We start from the raw sequence: 21,621 nt of genomic DNA, 5'->3' as shown, positions 1-21,621 counted from the left end.
ATGTCTGAAAACGACGCAATTTCTCGTATTAGTGGAATTAAAATGCCAAATTATTATCTTGATTATTACACAAATCTTTCAACTGATACATATTCAATTTTTGAGCATGCTGCAAAGGCAAAATCCAGTCTAGTAGATTCTTCAGGAATAATAGAGCCAAAAATTGCATTTGATCTGGCTGATCGAGTTGCAAAGATGCACGAAATTGATATTGCAGATCCTTTAAGAGAACTTCTAAAAATTAATGGAAAAGAACTATCTGCATTAATCCTTTCAAAAGAAATTGCATTAGGAAAATACTCTCTCCCAGATGCAACATTAGAAGAAAAACTTGATCTTGCAGTACGAGTGGGTCTTGCAATTGTCACTGAAGGAGTAACTATTGCACCATTACAAGGAATCAGCGAAGTTAAAATTAAGAAAAACAAAGATGGTACTGATTATCTCTCAGTTTCAATAGCAGGTCCAATGCGTTCAGCTGGTGGAACAGAATCTGCTGTAACAATGTTAATTGCAGACCATGTGAGAAAGGCATCTGGACTATCTAAATATCAAGCAAACTCATTTGATGATGAAACAGGTAGATTTGTTGAAGAATTAAGAATCTATGAAAGAGAAGCTAGTAGCTTCCAATTTCATATCCTAGATGAAGATATTGAACATGTAATTTCTAATCTTCCTGTGGAGCTAGATGGTGTAGATACAGATCCTTATGAAGTTGTAAATCACAAATCTATGACACGAATCAAAACTGATAGAGTTAGAGGTGGAGCATTACGAGTTTTAAATGATGGATTAATTGGAAGATCAAAAAAACTTCTAAAAAGAATTGAATTATACAATTTAGATGGTTGGGAATGGCTCAATGATCTTAAAGGAGCAGTTCAAACTGGCGATAATCAAGAGGATGCAGCTGCAAAGAGAATGCGAGAGGTAATTACTGGAAGATCAGTATTATCCATGCCTAACAAACTAGGTGGATTTCGATTAAGATATGGAAGAGCATGTAATACAGGATTTGCGGCAGTTGGAATTCATCCTGTAATAGCTGAAATTCTTGATCATACAGTAGCAGTAGGTACACAAATCAAAATTGACATTCCTGGAAAAGGAGCAACAGTTGCCTTTGTTGATTCAATAGATACACCAACTGTTCGTCTCAATAATGGTGATGTAGTAAAAATTATGGATGTAAAACATGCATTACAAATAAAAAATGAAATTGAAAAAATTTTACATCTGGGAGATATTCTAATTTCATTTGGAGATTTTCTTGAAAATAATGCACAATTAACTCCATCTGGATATGTTGAAGAATTTTGGATTGAAGAATTAAAACAAAAAATTCAAAATCTTGACTCTGAATTTTTAAAACAATTCATAAATAAAACACCTTCAGTTGATGAAGCAATAAAAATTTCACTTGATTTTAAAATTCCACTTCATCCTCGTTATCTCTATTTTTGGGATAAAATTTCATCTGAAGATCTTTCTATTCTCTTAGAGCCAATCAATGCAAATGAGACATCAATTGAGTATCCAATTAAAATTAAAAAAATTCTTGAAAATCTTGGCACTCCTCATAAAATCGACAATCAAAAATTAATTCTAGAAAACCAAGAAGCAAAAATATTCTTTAATTTATTATTTAGAGAAAAACCAACAATAAATGATTTTTCAGTTCCTGAAATAATTTCAAAAGCATCTGGTATTAAAATTAAAAATAAATTTTCAACTTCAGTCGGTGTTCGAATAGGAAGACCCGAAAAAGCAGCAGCAAGACAAATGAAACCTCCAACCCACGTCTTATTCCCAGTAAGTGACAAAGGAGGGCCTACTAGAGATCTTTTAAAGGCATCTAGGAATGAACACTTTTTTGCAAATATCTTTAACAGAATTTGCAATCAATGCAATGAGCCTTCAATTGGGATAAAATGTTCAAACTGTGGTGTTAAAACATCAATAACCTATCGATGCACTAATTGCAGAGATACTCTCAATGAACCATTTTGTGAAAAATGTAAGCGCAAAGCTCCTGCACATTCTCACAAAGAATTTCCGCTAAAAACAAGATTACTTTTGGCACAAGAAAAAATGGGACTTCGTGCAAAAGAACCATTCAAAGGTGTTAAAGAATTAATCAATCAAGACAAAATTGCAGAACCTCTAGAGAAAGGACTTACACGACAAAATTTTGGATTAACAACTTTCAAAGATGGAACTGTTAGATTTGATGCAACAAATTCACCATTAACTCATTTTAAACCATCTTGGATTGGAACATCAATTGAAAAACTAAAACAACTTGGATATTTTCATGATGCAGATGGTAATCCACTTGAAAACTCAGATCAAATCATTGAACTTCGTATGCAAGATGTCATAATTCCGTACGAAAGTGGAAAATATCTTGTCTCAACTTGTAAATACATTGATGCCCTTTTACAGAAATTTTACGGCACATCTGCATTTTATAATGTAAACAATTCAAAAGAACTAATCGGACATCTAATAATTGGTTTAGCACCTCACACTTCTGTTGGAATTGTAGGAAGAATTATTGGATACACTGAAACCCATGTTTGTTTTGCAACTCCAAACTGGCATTCTGCAAAAAGAAGAGATGCAGATGGTGATGCTGATTCAATAATGCTTCTAATGGATAGCCTACTTAATTTTTCAAGACAATTCCTATCTGATAGAATAGGTGGATTAATGGATGCACCATTACTTGTACAACCTTTAGTTTTACCCCATGAGTCTCAACCACAGGCACATAATCTTGAAGTTACAAAATTCCTTCCTTTGGAATTCTTTGAATCAACATTTAAAGAAAATAAAGCATCTGACATAGCATCTGTTGATATCATAAAATCAAGACTTGAAACTGAAAGGCAATTTTATGATTATTTCTTTACACATTCAACATCATCTTTAACCACATCAAAATCTCGAAGCGCATACTCTACACTTGGTTCAATGCTAGACAAATTTGATATGCAAGTTAAAAATGCAGATTTAATTGATGCAGTAAATACTTCAGAAATTGTATCTAATGTAATTTCAACACATCTAGTTCCAGACATCATGGGCAATCTTAGAGCATATGCTAGACAAAATTTTAGGTGTACTGCTTGTGGTAAATCATATCGTAGAATGCCTTTGATTCAGACATGTATTTGTGGCCATAAACTAATTGCTACAATCACAAGAGGGTCTGTAGAAAAATATCTTAAACTTGCAAAAAGATTAGTTGAAAAATACGATGTAAGTGAATATCAACGTGGAAGAATACATGCACTATCAGATGAAATTGAACTTGTATTTGGTAAAAATAAAGGAGATCAATCTCTCCTTACAGATTATGCCTAAAGATTATCTGAGTTTAACGTATTCGTAAGCACCTAACTTATTGTCAAAACAGAATTTGACTTTCTGGAAATCCTTTCTAAAAGATTTAACTTTCGAAAGAATTTTCTTTGGATCTTTTTTCTCAATTACAATATTTTTGATAAAAGATGCAATCTCTTCCATCTCATCTTCTTTCATTCCAAGTCGTGTGATTTCAGAAACACCTAACCTAATTCCACCTGGATGGAAATAATTTCTTCCAGCTTTAATATCACCTGGAATCAGTTGTCTATTTACTATGATGTTTGCTTTTTCTAAATCAGCTTCCACTTTACCACCATCAGAATAATCTAAAACATTCACAGCTATTTGATGAGACTGTGTAAATCCTTTACTTTCTCCCAAGACTTTGAACCCAACATCACTTAGAGCATCTGCTAATGACTTTGCATTTTTAATTACTTTGGTAGCATAATCCTTTCCAAACTCTAAAGCTTCTGCAAAAGTAACTGCCTTACCAGCCATGTGATGAATATGATGACTACTTGTAAGACCAGGAAATGTTGCTTTTTTAATCACTTCTTCATGTTCCTCTGAACCTAACACAAGTCCCCCTTGAGGTCCAAACAAAGTCTTGTGTGTACTCATAGTCATAGTATCAGCACCTTCACGCAAAGGATCTTGGAATTTTCCTCCTGCAATTAAACCTGCAACATGTGCTGCATCATAATTAATATGAATATCATAACTCTTTAGAAAATCTGATAATTCTTTGACAGGATGAGGAAACAAAAATAATGAACCACCAAACATTGCCATTTTTGGAAGACGTTTGGATTTTTCTAAATCCTTTAATTTTTGCTTAGTCTTATCAACATCAATTGTCATCTCTTCTGCATCAAATGGATAGAACTCAATTTCTAATCCATGAACTAAACCAGCAGTTCCTGAATGTTCTTTTTTTCCATGAGAAATATGTCCACCAGCTGGAATAGAAGGTGCTAACATTACATCTCCAGGATTAGTAAAAGCTGAATAAATTGCTAGATTTGCAACAACTCCTGAAATTGGTCTTACATCAGCAAATTTTGCTTTAAATAATTTTTTAGCGAGTTTCATACATTCAAACTCTACATCATCAATGTATGCACAACCTGCATAGACCCTATCCCCAGGCCATCCTTCTGCATATCTATTTCCAAAATCAGAAATTATTGCTTCACGAACAGCTGGACTCGGAATATTTTCACTTGCAATCAATGGAATTGAATTTTCAAACCATTTGTGATGTTCCTTTAATTTTGCAAAAATTTTATTGTAAGATTGCCTATTCTGAGATTTGGCCATATTTTGCAACCTTATTTTCCCAATTTAAAAACACCGATAACGATCAACTTTTTTCGCATCTTGATCTGGAAGGTATAAAAGGGGAATCTGAAGTTTTTGCATCTATGGGTATGCAAGCCACTTCAAAGGGAAATATGCCAGTAGTATTGCTAAAAGAAGGCGGTTCAGAAACCAAAGGGCGAGAAGCACAAAAGAACAATATCGCTGCATCTAAAATTATTGCTGAAATTGTACATACCAGCCTAGGTCCTAGAGGAATGGATAAAATGCTAGTTGATTCCTTAGGCGATGTTACTATTACAAATGATGGGGCAACCATTCTTAAAGAAATTGACGTTCAACATCCAGCAGCAAAAATGCTTGTTGAAATTTCCAAAACTACAGACAATGAAGTTGGAGATGGTACAACATCAGCTGTTGTCTTAGCAGGTGCATTGCTAGAACACGCAGAATCTCTAATCGATCAAGATGTTCATCCAACAATTATTGTTGATGGCTATAGAAAAGCAGCAAAGAAAGCTAAAGAATTTCTTGAAAGTATCGCAGATAAAATTTCTTCAAATGATAAATCAATTTTAACTAAAATTGCAAAAACATCAATGCAAACTAAACTTGTTAGAAAAGACGCTGATCAACTAGCAGATATTATTGTAAAATCTGTACTTGCAGTGGCAGAAAAGAATGGCGAAAACTATGATGTTGATATTGATGATATTAAAGTAGAAAAGAAAGCAGGTGGATCTGTAAAAGATTCAATGATAATTCAAGGTATAGTACTTGACAAAGAAGTAGTTCATGGAGGAATGCCAAGAAAAATAACTGATGCTAAAATTGCATTAATTAACACTGCATTGGAGATTAGCAAAACTGAAACTGATGCTAAAATTAACATTTCAAACCCTCAACAACTAAAATCATTTCTGGATGAAGAAAACAGAATGTTAAAGACAATGGTTGACAAAGTTATTGGCTCTGGAGCAAATGTAGTTCTATGTCAAAAAGGACTTGATGATATGGCTCAACATTATTTTGCAAAAGCAGGAATAATTGCAGTAAGAAGAATCAAAGAAAGTGATCTTACAAAACTTGCCAAAGCAACTGGTGCAAGAATAGTTACAAATCTCGATGATCTCTTTGAAAAAGATTTAGGAATTGCAGAAATTGTTGAAGAAAGAAAAATTGAAGAAGACAAATGGGTATTTATCGAAGGATGTAAACATCCAAAATCTGTAACCTTACTTCTTCGTGGTGGTTCACAAAGAGTAGTAGATGAGGTTGAACGTTCTGTTCATGATGCTCTTATGGTTGTCAAAGATGTTATCCTAAAACCTGAAATTGTTGCAGGTGGCGGCGCTCCTGAAACATTTGCTGCAACCAAACTCAGAAGTTGGGCAAAATCATTAGAAGGAAGAGAACAACTAGCTGCAGAAAAATTTGCTGATGCTTTAGAATCAATCCCATTAGCCCTTTCAGAAAATGCTGGAATGGATCCAATTGATACACTTACGCTTCTTCGTTCAAAACAACAGAAAGGTGAAAAATGGACTGGAATTGATGTAATGAAAGGAAAAGTCGGTAATATGAAATCAAGTGATATCATTGAACCGCTAGCAGTCAAACTTCAGATAGTCTCAGCAGCAGCAGAAGCAGCATGTATGATTCTTAGAATTGATGATGTAATTGCTACTCAAAAATCTGCAGGAGGTCCACCTGGAGGAGAAGGAGGAATGCCACCTGGAATGGGTGGAATGCCACCTGGAATGGGTGGAATGCCACCTGGAATGGGTGGAATGCCTGACATGGGCGGAATGATGTAAATTATTTTTAAAAATTTTTCAAAAGTTTATTTGATTACCATATTTACAAACTCCATTGAACAAAACATCTTCAAAAATTCTTGCAGGTTTTAAGTACATTTACCTTGTTGCATTCTTTGCATTGCTTGCTGGGTTTTTTCATCCATTAATTACCAACACAAGTTTTGATAGTGTAATTATTGGAGTTTTGATATTGTTTGTAGGTCTTGCAGGTGGAGTTTTACTGTATAAAGCTGCTACATCTGAAAAGAAACGAGAAATATTTCTTGGAGGAGGATTTGCCTTAATGGCAATTTCATTATACTATATTATTGCACTTACCGGAAGAATCTAAACATCAAAGTATAGATAAAATTCGTGTGGATGTGGCCTAATTGCTATTTCACGTTGGTCACGTCTTTCTAATTCTATAATTTTATCAATAACATCATTTGGAAAAATTGAATTTAGGAATTTTCTGTCACTTTCTAACTCATCTAATGCTTCTCCAAGACTTTTTGGAAGAACGCCTATGCCTCTTCTAGATCTATCTGATTTAGTCATCTTGAAAATATCATCACGTACCTCGTCACCAGGATCCATTTTCTTTTTTATTCCATCCATTCCAGCTGCAGTAACAGCAGCAAATACTAGATATGGATTTGATGAAGGATCAGGTGCTCTAAACTCTAGTCTTTTTAGATGAGCATAACTTCTTCCTGTTAGATGTTTTGGAACTCTTACAATAGCAGAACGGTTTCCTGAACTCCATGCAACATATGCTGGAGCTTCATAACCTGGTACTAATCTATGATATGAATTAGTAGTAGGATTACAAATTGCAGATAATGCTTTTGCATGATTAATAATTCCACCACAAAAATATCTCCCAGTTTGACTTAGTTCAATCTCATCATCTGGATCAAAGAATGCATTCTCCTTTCCTTTCCATAAACTAACATTAACATGCATTCCAGAACCTGAATCCATGGCAATTGGTTTTGGCATCATCGTTGCAACTTTTCCATATTTTTGTGCGACATTTCTAATTACATACTTGTATGACTGAGCAGCATCTGCAGCATTTGTCATGTAATCATATTTTATGTCAATTTCACACTGTCCAGCAGTTGCGACTTCATGATGATGATTATCACATAAAATTCCAAAATTATTTTTTAGAATATTTACACATTCATTTCTATATGGTGTAAGAGTGTCTGATGGTGTACTAGGATAGTATCCTTCTTGTAATCCCATTGGATATCCATCTCCTGATTGACTCCAAGGAGCTTCTTTTGATTCAATTGAATAAGATTGGCCCTTATAGGGTGTTAGAACATCCCAATGAACTTTATCAAAAACAAAAAATTCTACTTCTGGACCCCATGTACTAAAATCAAATCCTTGAGATTTGATATACTCTTCAGCTTTTTGAGAAAGCCCTCTTGGATCTCGTGATAATCGTCCTCGATTTTCTCCCCAGTAAATATCACAAAGAAGTCTGGCAGTTTTATTTTCAGTCATCCATGGAATAATTGCAAAAGTATTTGGATCTGGTTTTAAAAGCAGATCTGAATCATTAATACTAGCAAACCCAACTATGGACGAACCATCTAATTTTGGCAATCCATCTCTCATTTGTTCAGGTGTAAAAGTATCAGCTGAAATTGTGGTATGATGGAAATGACCTGTTAAACCGGTAAATTGTAAATCGATAAATTGGATACCTTCATGTTGAATTCTGGAGAAAACTTCATCGGGTGAATATGTTACTTGTATTGCTTTACCATGACTCACTTTATAGGGCAATTTTTTACTTCAATCAAACACAAATACATCCAGCATTTAAGGATTAGGTAAGAAATGTCTGAATCAAATCCAATTGATATCAATTCGTTGCATCATATTGTTTTGCGAGAAGTTGAAAATGATTCTCTTTTAGAAATAGATTCAAATTTTTATCGGGATCTTGCTGATTTTATTGGAAATTTAAGAAAACAAGAATTTGATGGAGTAGAAAGTAAAATTAAAGATACAATGATAGAAATGGCAACTGAATTATCATCATTATTAATAAATCTAAGATTAGATAAAATTTTGAAATCTTCTGAAACAGAAATTGGATTTCTTTTAGATGAAGAAAAATTCATTCTGGATTCAAAAGAAGAAGAAAAAGAAAGAATTGAAATGATTATATCAGCAACAATTCATGGAAAATCAAAATTTCTTGAATCATTAGCTCAAAATCACAAGACGAAAAAAATTGTCATTAGATTTCTTAATGAAGTAGATGAAATCGTTGGAGCAGATCTTGAAAAATATGGCCCTTTCAAACCTGAGGATATTGCAACTATTCCCTATGAGAATGCCCAAGCCTTAATTTCCAAGAATATTGCAACCAAAGTACGCTGGGAAGATTAGATAGAAATTATACCTATTTCTTTTGATGATAAATGTCTCATACAGGTGTTGACGTAATTGATTTTTTATTCTATACAATTTATCCTGTAATTGGAATTTTTGTAGTGGAAGCAATTAGTAGAATAATCAAGGCCCCAAAATGGATAAAATTATGGGTTCAAGCAATTGTATCAATTGGTTTTGGTGTGTACTATTGGTTTATTTTGCCTGCCCCACAGAATTTTCCACTAACTGCAATGGTAATGTTTGCACTCGCTATTGCACTTATTTATCAAGGAAGACGTGCAAAAATATCACCTGACAAAAGTCCGTATTGATTTTAAAATCGTCCAAAAATCCGTTTGAAGATATTTGGCTTATTTGGACCTCCGTCTCGAATTACTTTTTTTTCCCCAAATCTTTTTGCTCTAATCTGACTGAGTTTTACACATCTATGCTCTTCAGGAAGTCTATGTTCTGAACAAAAAGGATCTTTACAATAATTACATTGAAAAGGTAAATCTGTCAAATCACCACAATATGCGCAATTTTCAGATTTCATAAATTAACTTACATCTTTTCTTTTAATAAAGGTGCCACAACTTTATATCCAATTTACATTTTCAAAACTTCTAAACATTTTTACAATGATAATTTGTTTAGGAAATTTAGATGATTAAAGATAAAGTTGCTATTATTACAGGCGCAAGTAGTGGCATTGGTTTTGCTACTGCATTGACATTATCAAAAGCAGGTGCTAAAGTAGCTATAGGAGCTAGAAGAGTTGACAGATTAGAAGAACTTGCAAAAAAAATTTCTGCCAATGGTGGGGAAGTATTTTTCCAAAAATTAGATGTGACCCAAAAAACTGAATGTGATAATTTTGCTAATGCAGTTTTAGACAAATGGGGTTCTATTGATATTTTAGTAAATAACGCAGGCTTGATGCCTTTGAGCTTTTTCAAAAGTCTAAAAATAGATGAATGGGATAAAATGATTGATGTAAATATTAAAGGGGTATTGTATTCTACTGCTGCAGTAATTTCTCATATGAAAGATAAAAAATCGGGTCATATTGTAAATCTCTCTTCTGTAGCTGGAAGAATTGTTTTCCCTGCAGGAAGTGTTTATTGTGCAACAAAGCATGCAGTTGCTGCATTTAGTGAGGGATTACGACAAGAATTTAGTGTACGATCTAAAATTAGAGTTACTAGTATAGAACCTGGTGTTGTTGCAACAGAACTCAATGATACAATTACTGATGAATCCTTGAAAGGATTTGTTGAAAATGCAAAGAAGATGGAAGCATTACAAGCAGAAGACATTGCAAATGCAATTTTGTATGCAGTTAAATCTCCGCCCCATGTTAATGTAAATGAAATTTTGATAAGACCCACAACACAAGAACGTTAAGTTGACTGATATCCCACATATTGTTATTTTAGGGGGAGGCTTTGGTGGACTATCCTCCGCAAATGAATTAAGAAATTCTCTATCTTCATCGCAAGTAAAAATTACTGTAATTGATAAAAAAGATTGGTTTATGGTAGGATTTGCAAAATTATGGATAATTAATGGAACACGAACTTTTGAAAATTCAATTGGATCATTAAATGAATTATCAAAAAAAGATATCAATTTCATTAAAGATGAAATTGTAAAAATCGATATACAAAATAAAAATGTAAAAACTGTTTCGCATAATTTACAATATGATTACCTAATAATCTCAATGGGTGCTGTATTGGCTCCTGAAAAAATTCCTGGATTAGTTGAAAATGGATTAAACCTATATGATCACAATGATCTTTCAGAAATTCATAACAAACTACAAAAAATAGAATCTGGAATAATTGCAATTTCAATTATGGGGATGCCTTACAAGTGTCCTCCTGCCCCATTTGAGGCTAGTCTACTAATAGATTCTATGCTTAGAAAACGTGGAATACGTGATTCTGTAGAAATTAATTTTTACAGTCCTGCCCCAATAACTTTACCTGCAGCGGGTCCTGAAGTAAGTAAACAAATTCTTGAACTTGTAAATTCTGAAAAAATCATTTTCCATAATTCAAGCAAAATTAAATCAGTGGAACCAAAAAAACTAATTTTTGAAAATAGTCAAGCTAATTTTGATTTACTTTTAGCTATACCACCACATATAGCTCCAAAAATCATTTATGATTCTGGATTAGCTGTAGAATCTGGATTTATTTCGATAGATAGAGATTGTAAAACATCTTTTGAGAATGTTTTTGCAATTGGTGATGTTACCAGTTTAGCAGTTGGAGAAACAATGGCAGTACCTAAAGCGGGGGTTTTTGCGGAGGGTGAAGGAATTACAGTTGCAAAAAACATTATTTCAAAAATTCAATCTAAAGAAGAATCTGCACTTTTTGATGGGAAGGGTGGTTGTTTTATTGAATCTGGTAAAGGCACTGCATCAATTATCGAAGTGGATATGTTTTCAAATTCAAAACCCTCAACAAATATCACAGAATCAACTACAGATAATCTTTCTAAGAAAATAGAATTTGAAAAAGAAAGATTAGAAAAATGGTTATAACTCATCTTTTTCATCTTTAGTTTTGGAAAGATGTTCTAGGATAGCTTTTACTTCAATACCTAAATTTTCAGTATTATTTGATAGACTCAGTTTTTCTGGAATACTATTTTTAAAATCTTCATCTTGTAATTCAATACTTCTTTTTTGAATACAATCCAGATGATCTTGATCAGTTGCTGATACTTTGTGACAAATATTACAAATCTTCATGTATTTACTTAATCAATACGACGATTTAATAATTTCATTTTGTGCCTCTGAGACAAGGGATTGTAGTCTAGCTTGGTATGATACTAGTCTGGGGGACTAGTGGTCGCAGGTTCAAATCCTGCCAATCCCATTATAATTTTAGAATTTTCAATAATTCATCAAAACTCTCTCGTGTTTTTTCTTGTTTGTACTGTTTTAATGATTCAATAATTTTTTCTTTAGAAGAATTTTTGTATATTTTTTGAGCTTTTTTTGCAATTCCTGAACCAATAAAAAACGCTTGAGTAATAGATGTAACATTTGATGGTCTTCTATTAGTACTAGAGCTTTCAAAATCGATTAAAGTAGATTTTGTTTTTCCTACTATAACATGTTTAGAAATATTACTTAATTCACCATGATCAAAACCCAATTGGTCTAATCTATAACAGTCCTCTAAAATTTTTTTGATTGTTAATTTTAATTTTTTTGCGCTTCCCACTCCTTTTAACTGATCAACCCATTCAGTAATTTTAATTCCATCTAAATATTCCATCACCAAAAAATTTTTGCTTGCAATGATCATCTTTGGACCTACATTTACAGAATTGACTAATTTCAGTAAGAGTGATTCTTTTTTCATATCTTTTCTTTGTGAATCAGTTCTTCTAATTTTTAATGCTACTAGTTTATTATTTTTTTTTGCAAGAACTACAACTCCAACATATCCCTTTCCCAAAATTGCTATATTGCCAATTGTTGTAGGACCAGAAAATGAAATTGATTTAATTTTTAATTTTTCTAATTCAGAAATCCTTGATTTTATTTGACGTGTCGTAGCTTTTGGATATCCAAGAATTTTTGAGTATGGCTCATCAGATAATTTGTTAATTGAAATAAATGAGTGCGCCATCTGTTGAAATCAACTCATTTGCTACCTCTTTAATTGATTTGCTTAAATTTTTCTTTCCAGTTGAAATCTTAAAACCTTGCTTGAAATCATTTTGAAGTCCTTTTGGTATGCCTGTTTGAAGATTCTTTTTCAAAAATTCTGACATAAACTTCGCTGCATCTGTATGTTTTCTTTTTTCTATTGAAATAATTTTTCCATTATTTCCAATCCACATTAATTCTGTATTTTTAAGATTTTTCGAAATGAAACTCTTAGAATTATCTTCTCTGAAAAAATCTGGTCCATTTTTTGAATAAATTTGATTAATCTTTGGTGATTCTAGGAAGAAAAATAACCAAGCACTCTTTTTCTGATCCGTATACGAACTATTTCTTAATACATGAAATCCGCCTAATTCTAATTGAGTTGACAGCGATGAAGTAGCTCTTTTAATCTGCCCCCATATTATATCTGGACTCCTAATTTTAAAATTGAATTTTATTACTAACAAATTTTCCCAATATTTTTTTGAAATTTGCAATTTTTTATTCTTAAAGAAATGCAGAGTGCTTTTATTTTTGAAAGCTCTACAAATTAGAATAAATTTACCAATATTTTCATTTGATATTGCAGCAGCCAAGTTTCTATTATTATCAATAGGATCAATTATGGTAATTGGCGTCTCAAATTTCTTTGATGCTTTTCCAACAACCTGAAATTCTTTAATTTCTGAAATTGAGTTTACAATATTTTCAAAATTTCCATAGTGTAACACTAAAACTTCTGATACATATCCACTAAACCCTTGTTTTGCAATTTCTGCACCATAAATCCCATTTGATTTTAGAAAAGTTTTAAGAATTCTAACATTATTTTTCATTTTTAATGTTAATGATTTCTGCATAAATTTTGTATGAAATGTTGATCTATCTGCTGCACTTTTCCATTCTCCAATTTTAACATCATAAAATGGTACTACATTGATCTTAGTATTTTTTATTTTAGCCTCAACATATGGATGCTCAGAATATCTTACATATGGAGAATATTTTTTTAATGAATCAAAACCTATTTTTTTTGAAATTTTTTCAAATTTATCTTCTTTTGTCGATTTTTTAAATCTTACAAAAATATCTATATCTGCATCTATAGCTAACCAAGTACCTTTTGCATATGATCCACCAAATTCTAATCCTATAACTTCAGGATATTTTTTAATTTCCTTTTCTACTAATTCGAATGCTAAATTGGCAATTTCCTTTTTTGACTTCTCAATTGTTTTTGATGGAATTACATTTTTTGATACTTTACTAATAATTTGATTCATTTTCTTAATTTGATCTCCTCTAAATCAGAGTAAATTGGTCCAGTAGAAGTAAGTTTACTTTTTTTCAATTTGAAACTAACAACTTCTTGAATTCCAAAATCTGTCATTTTTTGTTCATTCAATTCTTTGGTTATATCTCCTACCTTCTTTTTAATTCTAAATATCGTGATATGAGGTTTAAATCGTTTATCCGGAAAAAATCCTAATGGTTCTAAGACTTTTTCAATTTTTTTAGCTAGTTGAATTAGCATTTGACCCCCATTTTCATCAGTACCGATCCAAATCACCCTTGGAAATTTAGGCTTGGGGAATGCAGCAACTCCTTTTAGATTAATCCTAAAACTTGAAAATTCAATGTTATTTAGAGATTCAATAACTTTCTTAGATTTTTCATCTGTTATTTCTCCTAAGAACTGTAATGTAAAATGTAAATTTTCTAAATTAACTGGTTTTGCATCGATATTAATTTTATTCTGAATTTTTTTTATCGAATCAAGAACGTCAACATTTGAAATTTCTATTGCTACAAAAGTTCGCATCATAACATTTTTTGATGTATCTTTATAATAATTTCCGGTAACTTCATAGACGAGTCTTTTTTTTGCTATATATTGACAAAACTAATTGTATGCTTAACAGGTATGCCTGGTGCTGGAAAATCTACCATTGCTGAAGGTTTGGAATCAAAAGGATACAAAATTATCAATATGGGAAATGCTGTCAGGGAAGAAGCAAAAAAAAGAAATTTAGAATTAACAAGATCAAATTTAGGTAAATTAATGCTAGAACTAAGAAAACAAAATGGTCCTGGCGCAATAGCGGAATTAGTAAAACCACAGATTGAATCTTCTACAGCTCAAGTGATATTATTAGATGGAGTTAGATCAAATGATGAAATAAAAGTATTAAAAAAATATGGAACTGTAAAACTATTAGCAATTCATGCTTCAACAGATACAAGATTTGATTTTCTTCAAAAAAGAGGCAGAACAGATGATCCACAAACAAAAGAGCATTTTGAAGAAAGAGATAATCGTGAATTAGGAGTTGGAATTAGCAATTCAATTGCATTATCTGATTATGCAATATCAAATATTGACTTAACAAAAGATGAATTAATCAATAAAGCCTATGAAATCATACAAAGTTGGATAGAATGAAAATTCCAAGTATTAACTGCACACTGGAAATGAATTGTGCATTACACCCTTCTGAAGATCCTGAAAAAGTTAAAACGTCTATCTCAAATATTTTTCCATATTCAACAATTAGAACTGAAGATTTTTCAGTAGTAGCACAATCAAAAGAATTAAGATCTTTTGAAAAAATCTATGAAACAGTTCATTCAAAAAAAACTCAAAACACCTACCGACGTTATCTTGAAAAGAATTTAGATAATGATACAACCTGGTTTTATCTTAACAAGCAGGCGGCATTTGTTGAAAAAATAGCAATTTGTGAACAACCAGAAGAATCTCCTTTAGGACCAATCAAAGTAATTCTTTCTTCACCAAATATTGATGGAATCATTGATTGGATTGTTTTAGGTAATTAGGAAAACTTAGTTAAGAAAATTCACTCTTTTTTGACTATTTTTTTTAGTATGAATCTAAAATGATTTTTTTTAAATTATTATCAAATGTTCATAAAATTAGGCGTAATAGCTGGCATTTTGATCTTAGGAGGCATGATATTCTCTACTGAGATAGATACACTATTTCCTTCAACTTCTGCAAGCGTAATTAATTCTTTAAAAAGCGATGTATCAGATTTTGGATCTAAAGCTTCAGATTCAGTAGAAGAAAGAATTGATGGATCTATTGATAAAATTATAGACAAAACTGGAAATACTATATCTAATGAAATAACTCAGACTGGAAATAAAATTTCCAATGAAATTTCTGAAGTAAAAGAATCATCACAAAAAGTAATTTCTGAAGGAATTTCTAATTTTAATCCAATTGAATCTGTTAAGAATGTCTTTGAAACAAATTCAACATCACAAAATTCAAAATCATTAGGATCACCTCCTAGTTCATCACCATCTCCTGTTACATCTACAACTCAAACTACTCCAATTACATATGAAACACTATCTTTATCTACCAAACAACAATCTGATGATAATATTGTTCTTCAATATTCAGATACAAGTGGAAAAACAAATAGCGTTAACGTTGTAATTAGAACTACAGATAAAGAAATTTTTTCTGGTACATATTTTACTTCAATGTTTGAAACTACTGTAAATGATGCAACAGGAATTCCATACTATGTGGATATGGTAATTGATCATCAAGATTACGGTACAGTAGCTTCATCAGTATTCAATCCTGGAGATTCTTCTGATTCAAACATCAATGGTATCTTTTCACAAAAATGATTTAATTTTGTTTAAACAGAGATACTAATTCAGGTAATGAATTTGAACCTGTATTCCTAATCACTAAATCCATTTCAGATGACATTTCAGTATTTTCTGGATTGATCTCAATCAAAATTGCATCACTTTGTTTTGCATACATAGGTAATGTATTTGCAGGTGACACAACTAAAGATGTTCCAACAATTATCATCAAATCGCATTGACTTGCAAGTATCATAGATTTTTGCCAAACATCTTGAGGCAAAGATTCTCCAAACCATACAACATCTGGTCGTAAAATATTTCCACATTTACAAATAGGTGGAATTTCTGAAAACTCTGATTTTATTTCTTCTTTATAATCACAAACTGAACATTTGATTTTAATGATGCTTCCATGCAACTCTAATACTTCTGAACTACCTGCTTTTTGATGAAGCCCATCAATATTTTGGGTTAAAATTGATACATGAACATATTTTTCCAGTTCAGCGATGGCTTTATGGCCTGGATTTGGTTTAGCTGCAAAAATATTTACTCTTCTTTCATTATACCACGCCCAAACTAATTCAGGATTATCATAAAATGCATCAATTGTAGCTAGTTTCATAGCGTCATGGTTTCTCCATAATCCATCTTTTCCTCTAAATGTTGGAATTCCACTTTCTTGAGATACTCCAGCTCCTGTTACAACTACAATTTTTTTAATATTTTGAATTTTATCTTTGATTATTTCAAACATTTTATTTTATTTCTATTTCTAAAAGATCTCTTGCAGTAATTACTGAATCATGAATTTTTTTGGCTTCGTGCAAATGTCCAATTTCATCTTTATATCTTGCTGAAAAATGTGTTAAAACTAAATTCTTTACTTTTGCATTTTTTGCAATTGTTGCAGCTTGTTTTGCAGTAGAATGACATGTTTCTTGTGCTCTTTGTTTTTCTTCATCTAAAAATGTAGAATCAAATACAAGATAGTCACAACCTACAAAAAATTTTTCCAGTTCTTTAGTAGGCATTGTGTCACCTGAAATACCAATTTTTTTCCCAGACCGTTTTTCTCCTAATACCTGATCTGGCCGTACTATTTTTCCATTAATTTCTATTTCATTTCCATTTTGTAATTTATTCCACAACTCTCCTTCTGGTATTCCTAATTTCTTAGCTTCATCAATATTGAATCTTCCTGGTTTGTCTTTTTCTACAAATAAATATGAAAATGCAGTTACTGAATGATTTGCTTTACAAACATATATTGAAAATTTTTTATCTTCATAGGCTTTTCCTTCTTTAATGATATTAATTAAAACAGGAAATGATAATCCAAAATTTAATACTTTGATGTTAGCAGCAATAAATTCTTCAATCCCATTTGGTCCAAAAATTTCTAAAGGTTCTGTTCTATTTTGCATAGACATTGTTTGTAATAATCCTAAAATTCCTACACAATGATCTCCATGAAGGTGCGTTACAAACAATTTCATTTTTTTATTCCATCCCAAACCTGACTTCATATACGATATTTGTGCTGCCTCTCCTGCATCAAACATTAGAATTTCACCATCTTTTTCTAAGCAAATACATGACAGTCCTCTCCTTTCAGTTGGCTGCGCTGCTGAAGTTCCTAAAAATACAAGTTTCATTTTATCAAAATTGTCCTTGTTAAGCTTTTATGCCTATAGATTTCATATTTTTTAATTCCCTTTAATCTCAATTTACTATCTAATTCTTTTTTGTACATTATTGCACCTCTTTTACGTTTAGGCAGAATTGAGAAAAATTCCTTGAGGATTTTCTCTGGTTTTTCTGATGTTTTTGATGACTTTCCATAGGGTAAATCTGTGACAATACCGATAATTTTTTCAGAAATCTTTGATAATTCATGATAATCCGAGTTGACAACTTTTGATTTGTAGCCATTTACCAAAAGATTTTCTTTTGAAATCTTACACATTTTTTCATCAAAATCTAATCCAATTGCATGAATACCCATTGATTCGGCTTCTAAGAGAGTTGTACCTGTGCCACAAAATGGATCACAAACAGTTTCACCCTCTTTAATTCCTAGCAAATTTATCATAACTCTAGTTAATTTCCAATCTAATTCATGGGGATATTTAGTAATTTTTTTCGGTCTTTTGACCTCTTTCATTCTCTTTGAAAAGCCAAAAAAGTTTTCTTCATCTGTAAATATTAGATATACCGTAATATCAGGATCTTCTAACTTTACTTTTGCATGAGAAAACTTTGATATCATATCTCCCATAGAACTCTCTAATTCAGGAACATTGAATTGGTTAGATGATAAATTAATTATTCTACAAGCAAAAGTTTTAGCATTTTTTAAAACTCCAATGTTTCCTTCATCTAAAAATAACCCTGACATCTTTCTTAAAATCTGACCAGAAATTTTTACAAATGATGCACGTTTTGTAATTTTCTCCCAATTTGTTTTTGATTGAATTATTACCAAATTCGAAATGATTTTAACCTTAGAAAATCTATCATACATTTTTGATAATGCAACTATTTCATCAGTTGCAAGTTCAAGATAATCTTTAGATAAAATAAAAAAACTTTCTGGCATTATATTATTGCCTTTGCAATTGTATTTGAAACATCTACCACAGATGTTTTACCTGGTATTGTATTTGCACTAACAATTTTTGTCACCCCTGCTTTCTTAATTTTCTTTTCTGCGTCATTCATTAAAAGAGCATGTGTACATGCAACAAACACTCGACCACATTTTTGTTTTTTAAGAAATTGTGTAGCCTTGACAATACTGCCACCAGTACTTATCATATCGTCGACTAAAATAAGATCTCTTCCACTAACTTCTACATTTTTTGTTTGAATCTGTACTTTACCTGTTTTCCTATCTCTCTTCTTTACTAAAGCAATATACTCTGTTCCAAATTTATTAGCAAATTCCTCTGCTCTTTCTTTTCCGCCCTGATCAGGTGATACAATTAGAGGGTTTTTTAGCCTCAATTTCTTAAAATACTCAACAAGATCTGGAATTGCAGTTACATTTTTTGTCTTTATGGTAAAGTGATTAAATCCTAACAAACTATGAATATCTACAGCAATAACTTTTGATGCACCTGCCCCTTTGAATAATTTCCCAAGAACTTTCATCGTTACAATTTCTCCAGGCAAAAACTCTCTATCTTGTCTTGCATATCCCATATATGGAATTACAGCAATAACCTGTGATGAAATTTCTTTAGCTTTTGATATCAATGACAATGCTTGTATCAAATTGGTATCAACTGGTGGATAAATTGACTGTACTACAACTGATTTTTTCTTAGACACTTTACCATTAAGCGTAACTTTACTTTCACCATCAGCAAAAACTCTAATTTCTGATTTTACTAGATTTGCCTTTAATTTGTTCGACAGTCTTTTTGCTAAAGCTTCAGATGATTTTCCTGAAATTACTGATAAACTACTCAACAAAGAATTGTGATTTGATGGGATTCTTAAGTTTTGAGAAGATCAATCTTCTCCAGCTCCACGACCTAAGTCACCAGTACCAAATTCATCTAAAACTTGATTTCTTTCTTCATCAAGCTTTCTAATTTCTTCATCCTCCCGTTTTTCATCTCCTTGATACACTGTTCTAATTGGCCATGGAATTCTAATGTCGTATTTCTTAAATTCTTCATACATGATTATTCTGATATCTGTTTTAGTTTTGAATTGTGCACCATAATCTCTAACATATACCCATAATGAAAAGTCTAATGATGAATCATTAAATTTGTTAAATCTAACAACAGGTTGATTTATGTCAACATGAATATCCTTATCACACCCACAGCTAGGTTTGTTGTCATCCAAGTAAGGACATCTATGTTGTCTAATTAGGTGTCTACCTCTTTCATCAATAACTTCTTTCATTGCACGTTTTCCGATTTTAACTAGGATTGAGGCTACTTGCTTTGGATTATTTAGATAAGACACTCCTACTTCAACAATTGCAGGCACCATTTTGATTTCTTTTGAATAATTAATAATTTGAGAATTAACAAGCTGTCTTGTTGGAATCACTGCATATGATTCATTTAATGCATCACGAATGAAAGTAACTCTGGGAGTAATTTTATGCACATATCCGTTATAGCCAGTATCTAACTGTACTCGCTCACCTTCTGCAAAAATCTTATCTTTTCTAATCAATATGTAAGCAAAATAGTTCTGCATGGTTTCTTGTAATGCTAATCCAATACCTATAGCCAGCCCTCCTGTTGCAGTTGCAAGTATTATCAAATCTATTCCCCACCAACTAATTACTCCAAGTATTACTGCAACAAATATTCCAAGTGGTAAAATCTGAGAAATTGATTTTGGAAGATCTTTTCTTTTTCTTTTAGCATAACCTGGTGGTTTTGATCCAGAAATTATTGGATCAAACCCATTAAATCTTTTTTCTTCTCTCCATGTATCTATAGGGAAAATCTCTTCAACATCTTGTCCAGTCTTTAGTTTTTTCCCAGATTCATTATTTCCAGAAACACAAGCATCAAAATATTGTTCATATTTTTTTCTTTCAGAAATTTTCCATTCTTCAAATGGATCTTTAACTAATTGTTCAAAACTTCCTATTGGTAGTCCTTTTGTTGTTCTAAATTCTTCCAGAAATTTTTTTCCCTCTTCGGTCTTTAACTTTTCTTTAAATTCCTCATCTGTTAATTCATCTGGTGTATGTTTTGGAGGTACCCATTTGTAGAATTTATGAAACAGATCACCATCATCATCAGGAAATCCACGTAATTCCTTCCATGATTCAAAATCTTCTTTCTCCAAATTTGATTTTTCTTTTTTACGAAGTATTATTGGAATTAAATGAGCAACAGAATACCCTATTACGAGAATGTTTATTGTATTGAGAATCTTTGCAAACGTTTCACTAGGCGACATTTTTTCTTCTGGATTTACAAAGGTATCATCTTCAAACAACGCAAATGATTGTATGTAAAAATTCACTGAAGTAATTAGTATGATTGCAAAAACTGGTAAAACTACTACTCTAACAAATCTTGAAAGATGCGGTCTTACATAATTCAATTTTTGCTTCTTTACCCATTTTGAAAATGTGCGATAAATTACTGTAATTCCAATAATGCCTACAATTAATACAATAAATGCTGCCTGAAGAGATTCTGATGAGGCTAGAAGCTGAGATATGCCTTGAAACTGGTCTACTTGGCCTGATACAGCCTCGATTATTTCTTCAGCCATTTGGATCTCCTTTTCTCCTTTTTCCTATCATACAAAGGTTAACTCCGTTTATGCTAGAATTTTTAATATAACTATTATAAAATTTAAAATTTTTAGGCATAAAAAGCGTGTAACCTTTAACAATGGTATTTGTACTAA

At 31.8% G+C, this 21,621-nt stretch carries 22 protein-coding genes and 1 tRNA gene; 11 read left to right on the top strand and 12 right to left on the bottom strand.

The features are described from left to right. Nucleotides 1-3,372, top strand: coding sequence for a DNA polymerase II large subunit (locus C6990_RS01510; RefSeq protein ID WP_182127967.1), 3,372 nt, complete (start codon nucleotides 1-3; stop codon nucleotides 3,370-3,372). 3 nt (nucleotides 3,373-3,375) lie between these two features. Here the strand turns inward: C6990_RS01510 and C6990_RS01505 are convergent, their stop codons facing one another. Beyond that, the gene (locus tag C6990_RS01505) at nucleotides 3,376-4,698 is read right to left on the bottom strand and encodes a serine hydroxymethyltransferase (protein ID WP_182127966.1); all 1,323 of its coding nucleotides are present in this window, start codon (nucleotides 4,696-4,698) and stop codon (nucleotides 3,376-3,378) included. 104 nt (nucleotides 4,699-4,802) lie between these two features. On the opposite strand from C6990_RS01505, the gene thsB reads away from it, so the two are divergent. Together thsB and C6990_RS01495 are read left to right on the top strand one after the other, a co-directional pair. Further along, a complete protein-coding gene (thsB, locus tag C6990_RS01500; protein ID WP_182127965.1) occupies nucleotides 4,803-6,515 on the top strand; it encodes a thermosome subunit beta in 1,713 nt (570 codons plus the stop codon). A gap of 55 nt (nucleotides 6,516-6,570) precedes the next feature. Continuing rightward, nucleotides 6,571-6,849, top strand: coding sequence for a hypothetical protein (locus C6990_RS01495; protein WP_182127964.1), 279 nt, complete (start codon nucleotides 6,571-6,573; stop codon nucleotides 6,847-6,849). On the opposite strand, the gene glnA is transcribed toward C6990_RS01495, so the two are convergent. Further along, a complete protein-coding gene (glnA, locus tag C6990_RS01490) occupies nucleotides 6,846-8,306 on the bottom strand; it encodes a type I glutamate--ammonia ligase (protein WP_182127963.1) in 1,461 nt (486 codons plus the stop codon). The two genes, C6990_RS01495 and glnA, sit on opposite strands and share 4 nt — an antisense overlap. Nucleotides 8,307-8,360: 54 nt before the next feature. On the opposite strand from glnA, the gene C6990_RS01485 reads away from it, so the two are divergent. After that, nucleotides 8,361-8,918 carry a DNA replication complex GINS family protein gene (locus C6990_RS01485; protein WP_182127962.1) on the top strand — a complete coding sequence of 186 codons (558 nt, stop codon included), beginning with the start codon at nucleotides 8,361-8,363 and terminating at the stop codon, nucleotides 8,916-8,918. 32 nt (nucleotides 8,919-8,950) lie between these two features. Next, nucleotides 8,951-9,235 carry a hypothetical protein gene (locus C6990_RS01480; RefSeq protein WP_182127961.1) on the top strand — a complete coding sequence of 95 codons (285 nt, stop codon included), beginning with the start codon at nucleotides 8,951-8,953 and terminating at the stop codon, nucleotides 9,233-9,235. A 2-nt stretch (nucleotides 9,236-9,237) separates the two neighbouring features. On the opposite strand, the gene C6990_RS01475 is transcribed toward C6990_RS01480, so the two are convergent. Further along, a complete protein-coding gene (locus C6990_RS01475) occupies nucleotides 9,238-9,459 on the bottom strand; it encodes an AN1-type zinc finger domain-containing protein (RefSeq protein ID WP_182127960.1) in 222 nt (73 codons plus the stop codon). A 110-nt stretch (nucleotides 9,460-9,569) separates the two neighbouring features. Between C6990_RS01475 and C6990_RS01470 the strand changes: the two genes are divergently transcribed. Together C6990_RS01470 and C6990_RS01465 are read left to right on the top strand one after the other, a co-directional pair. Continuing rightward, entirely contained in the window at nucleotides 9,570-10,310 is a 741-nt protein-coding gene (locus C6990_RS01470; protein ID WP_182127959.1) for an SDR family oxidoreductase, read from the top strand. Between the two features lies 1 nt (nucleotide 10,311). Next, nucleotides 10,312-11,460: an NAD(P)/FAD-dependent oxidoreductase gene (locus C6990_RS01465; protein ID WP_182127958.1), complete on the top strand. Its 1,149-nt coding sequence runs from the start codon at nucleotides 10,312-10,314 to the stop codon at nucleotides 11,458-11,460. Here the strand turns inward: C6990_RS01465 and C6990_RS01460 are convergent. After that, a complete protein-coding gene (locus C6990_RS01460) occupies nucleotides 11,455-11,670 on the bottom strand; it encodes a hypothetical protein (RefSeq protein WP_182127957.1) in 216 nt (71 codons plus the stop codon). The genes C6990_RS01465 and C6990_RS01460 overlap by 6 nt on opposite strands. 56 nt (nucleotides 11,671-11,726) lie before the next feature. Here C6990_RS01460 and C6990_RS01455 point away from each other — a divergent pair. Continuing rightward, nucleotides 11,727-11,800: transfer RNA gene (locus C6990_RS01455), tRNA-Pro, on the top strand. On the opposite strand, the gene C6990_RS01450 is transcribed toward C6990_RS01455, so the two are convergent. From C6990_RS01450 to thpR, 3 genes are read right to left on the bottom strand one after another with little or no spacing between them, the layout of a single operon-like run. Further along, complete coding sequence (locus C6990_RS01450; RefSeq protein WP_182127956.1) at nucleotides 11,801-12,562, bottom strand: serine/threonine protein kinase; 762 nt, start codon at nucleotides 12,560-12,562, stop codon at nucleotides 11,801-11,803. After that, the gene (gene cca, locus C6990_RS01445; RefSeq protein WP_182127955.1) at nucleotides 12,537-13,868 is read right to left on the bottom strand and encodes a CCA tRNA nucleotidyltransferase; all 1,332 of its coding nucleotides are present in this window, start codon (nucleotides 13,866-13,868) and stop codon (nucleotides 12,537-12,539) included. The genes C6990_RS01450 and cca overlap by 26 nt, the downstream gene beginning before the upstream one ends. After that, nucleotides 13,865-14,407 (bottom strand): RNA 2',3'-cyclic phosphodiesterase, encoded by a 543-nt coding sequence (gene thpR, locus C6990_RS01440; RefSeq protein WP_182128063.1) that lies wholly within the window; start codon nucleotides 14,405-14,407, stop codon nucleotides 13,865-13,867. The genes cca and thpR overlap by 4 nt, the downstream gene beginning before the upstream one ends. Before the next feature lie 72 nt (nucleotides 14,408-14,479). Between thpR and C6990_RS01435 the strand changes: the two genes are divergently transcribed. From C6990_RS01435 to C6990_RS01425, 3 genes are all read left to right on the top strand, one after another. Next, on the top strand, nucleotides 14,480-15,028 hold the full coding sequence (locus tag C6990_RS01435; RefSeq protein WP_182127954.1) for an AAA family ATPase: 549 nt from the start codon (nucleotides 14,480-14,482) through the stop codon (nucleotides 15,026-15,028). After that, the gene (locus C6990_RS01430) at nucleotides 15,025-15,423 is read left to right on the top strand and encodes an RNA-binding domain-containing protein (RefSeq protein ID WP_182127953.1); all 399 of its coding nucleotides are present in this window, start codon (nucleotides 15,025-15,027) and stop codon (nucleotides 15,421-15,423) included. The genes C6990_RS01435 and C6990_RS01430 overlap by 4 nt, the downstream gene beginning before the upstream one ends. A gap of 84 nt (nucleotides 15,424-15,507) precedes the next feature. Further along, on the top strand, nucleotides 15,508-16,251 hold the full coding sequence (locus C6990_RS01425) for a hypothetical protein (protein WP_182127952.1): 744 nt from the start codon (nucleotides 15,508-15,510) through the stop codon (nucleotides 16,249-16,251). A 1-nt stretch (nucleotide 16,252) separates the two neighbouring features. Here C6990_RS01425 and C6990_RS01420 read toward each other — a convergent pair whose 3' ends face one another. From C6990_RS01420 to C6990_RS01400, 5 genes are read right to left on the bottom strand one after another with little or no spacing between them, the layout of a single operon-like run. Next, complete coding sequence (locus tag C6990_RS01420; protein ID WP_182127951.1) at nucleotides 16,253-16,975, bottom strand: SIR2 family NAD-dependent protein deacylase; 723 nt, start codon at nucleotides 16,973-16,975, stop codon at nucleotides 16,253-16,255. 1 nt (nucleotide 16,976) lies between these two features. After that, the gene (gene rnz / locus C6990_RS01415) at nucleotides 16,977-17,876 is read right to left on the bottom strand and encodes a ribonuclease Z (RefSeq protein WP_182127950.1); all 900 of its coding nucleotides are present in this window, start codon (nucleotides 17,874-17,876) and stop codon (nucleotides 16,977-16,979) included. Next, nucleotides 17,873-18,820, bottom strand: coding sequence for a TRM11 family SAM-dependent methyltransferase (locus C6990_RS01410; RefSeq protein WP_182127949.1), 948 nt, complete (start codon nucleotides 18,818-18,820; stop codon nucleotides 17,873-17,875). Before C6990_RS01410 ends, rnz begins: the two co-directional genes overlap by 4 nt. Then, nucleotides 18,820-19,695, bottom strand: coding sequence for a ribose-phosphate diphosphokinase (locus C6990_RS01405; protein WP_182127948.1), 876 nt, complete (start codon nucleotides 19,693-19,695; stop codon nucleotides 18,820-18,822). Before C6990_RS01405 ends, C6990_RS01410 begins: the two co-directional genes overlap by 1 nt. A 42-nt stretch (nucleotides 19,696-19,737) precedes the next feature. After that, the gene (locus C6990_RS01400; RefSeq protein ID WP_182127947.1) at nucleotides 19,738-21,483 is read right to left on the bottom strand and encodes a mechanosensitive ion channel family protein; all 1,746 of its coding nucleotides are present in this window, start codon (nucleotides 21,481-21,483) and stop codon (nucleotides 19,738-19,740) included. Nucleotides 21,484-21,621: the final 138 nt, after the last annotated feature.

Origin of the sequence: Nitrosopumilus sp. b3 (assembly GCF_014078525.1) — an archaeon.
Lineage (GTDB): Archaea > Thermoproteota > Nitrososphaeria > Nitrososphaerales > Nitrosopumilaceae > Nitrosopumilus.
This window is presented reverse-complemented; position numbering and strand designations above follow the sequence as displayed.

Bases quoted from the DNA above. Each gene is read 5' to 3' on its own strand.
- C6990_RS01510 (WP_182127967.1), top strand. From the start codon at position 1: ATGTCTGAAAACGACGCAATTTCTCGTATTAGTGGAATTAAAATGCCA.
- C6990_RS01505 (WP_182127966.1), bottom strand. From the start codon at position 4,698: ATGGCCAAATCTCAGAATAGGCAATCTTACAATAAAATTTTTGCAAAA.
- thsB (WP_182127965.1), top strand. From the start codon at position 4,803: ATGGGTATGCAAGCCACTTCAAAGGGAAATATGCCAGTAGTATTGCTA.
- C6990_RS01485 (WP_182127962.1), top strand. From the start codon at position 8,361: ATGTCTGAATCAAATCCAATTGATATCAATTCGTTGCATCATATTGTT.
- C6990_RS01480 (WP_182127961.1), top strand. From the start codon at position 8,951: ATGTCTCATACAGGTGTTGACGTAATTGATTTTTTATTCTATACAATT.
- C6990_RS01475 (WP_182127960.1), bottom strand. From the start codon at position 9,459: ATGAAATCTGAAAATTGCGCATATTGTGGTGATTTGACAGATTTACCT.
- C6990_RS01470 (WP_182127959.1), top strand. From the start codon at position 9,570: ATGATTAAAGATAAAGTTGCTATTATTACAGGCGCAAGTAGTGGCATT.
- C6990_RS01460 (WP_182127957.1), bottom strand. From the start codon at position 11,670: ATGAAGATTTGTAATATTTGTCACAAAGTATCAGCAACTGATCAAGAT.
- C6990_RS01450 (WP_182127956.1), bottom strand. From the start codon at position 12,562: ATGGCGCACTCATTTATTTCAATTAACAAATTATCTGATGAGCCATAC.
- cca (WP_182127955.1), bottom strand. From the start codon at position 13,868: ATGAATCAAATTATTAGTAAAGTATCAAAAAATGTAATTCCATCAAAA.
- thpR (WP_182128063.1), bottom strand. From the start codon at position 14,407: ATGCGAACTTTTGTAGCAATAGAAATTTCAAATGTTGACGTTCTTGAT.
- C6990_RS01430 (WP_182127953.1), top strand. From the start codon at position 15,025: ATGAAAATTCCAAGTATTAACTGCACACTGGAAATGAATTGTGCATTA.
- C6990_RS01425 (WP_182127952.1), top strand. From the start codon at position 15,508: ATGTTCATAAAATTAGGCGTAATAGCTGGCATTTTGATCTTAGGAGGC.
- C6990_RS01420 (WP_182127951.1), bottom strand. From the start codon at position 16,975: ATGTTTGAAATAATCAAAGATAAAATTCAAAATATTAAAAAAATTGTA.
- rnz (WP_182127950.1), bottom strand. From the start codon at position 17,876: ATGAAACTTGTATTTTTAGGAACTTCAGCAGCGCAGCCAACTGAAAGG.
- C6990_RS01410 (WP_182127949.1), bottom strand. From the start codon at position 18,820: ATGCCAGAAAGTTTTTTTATTTTATCTAAAGATTATCTTGAACTTGCA.
- C6990_RS01400 (WP_182127947.1), bottom strand. From the start codon at position 21,483: ATGGCTGAAGAAATAATCGAGGCTGTATCAGGCCAAGTAGACCAGTTT.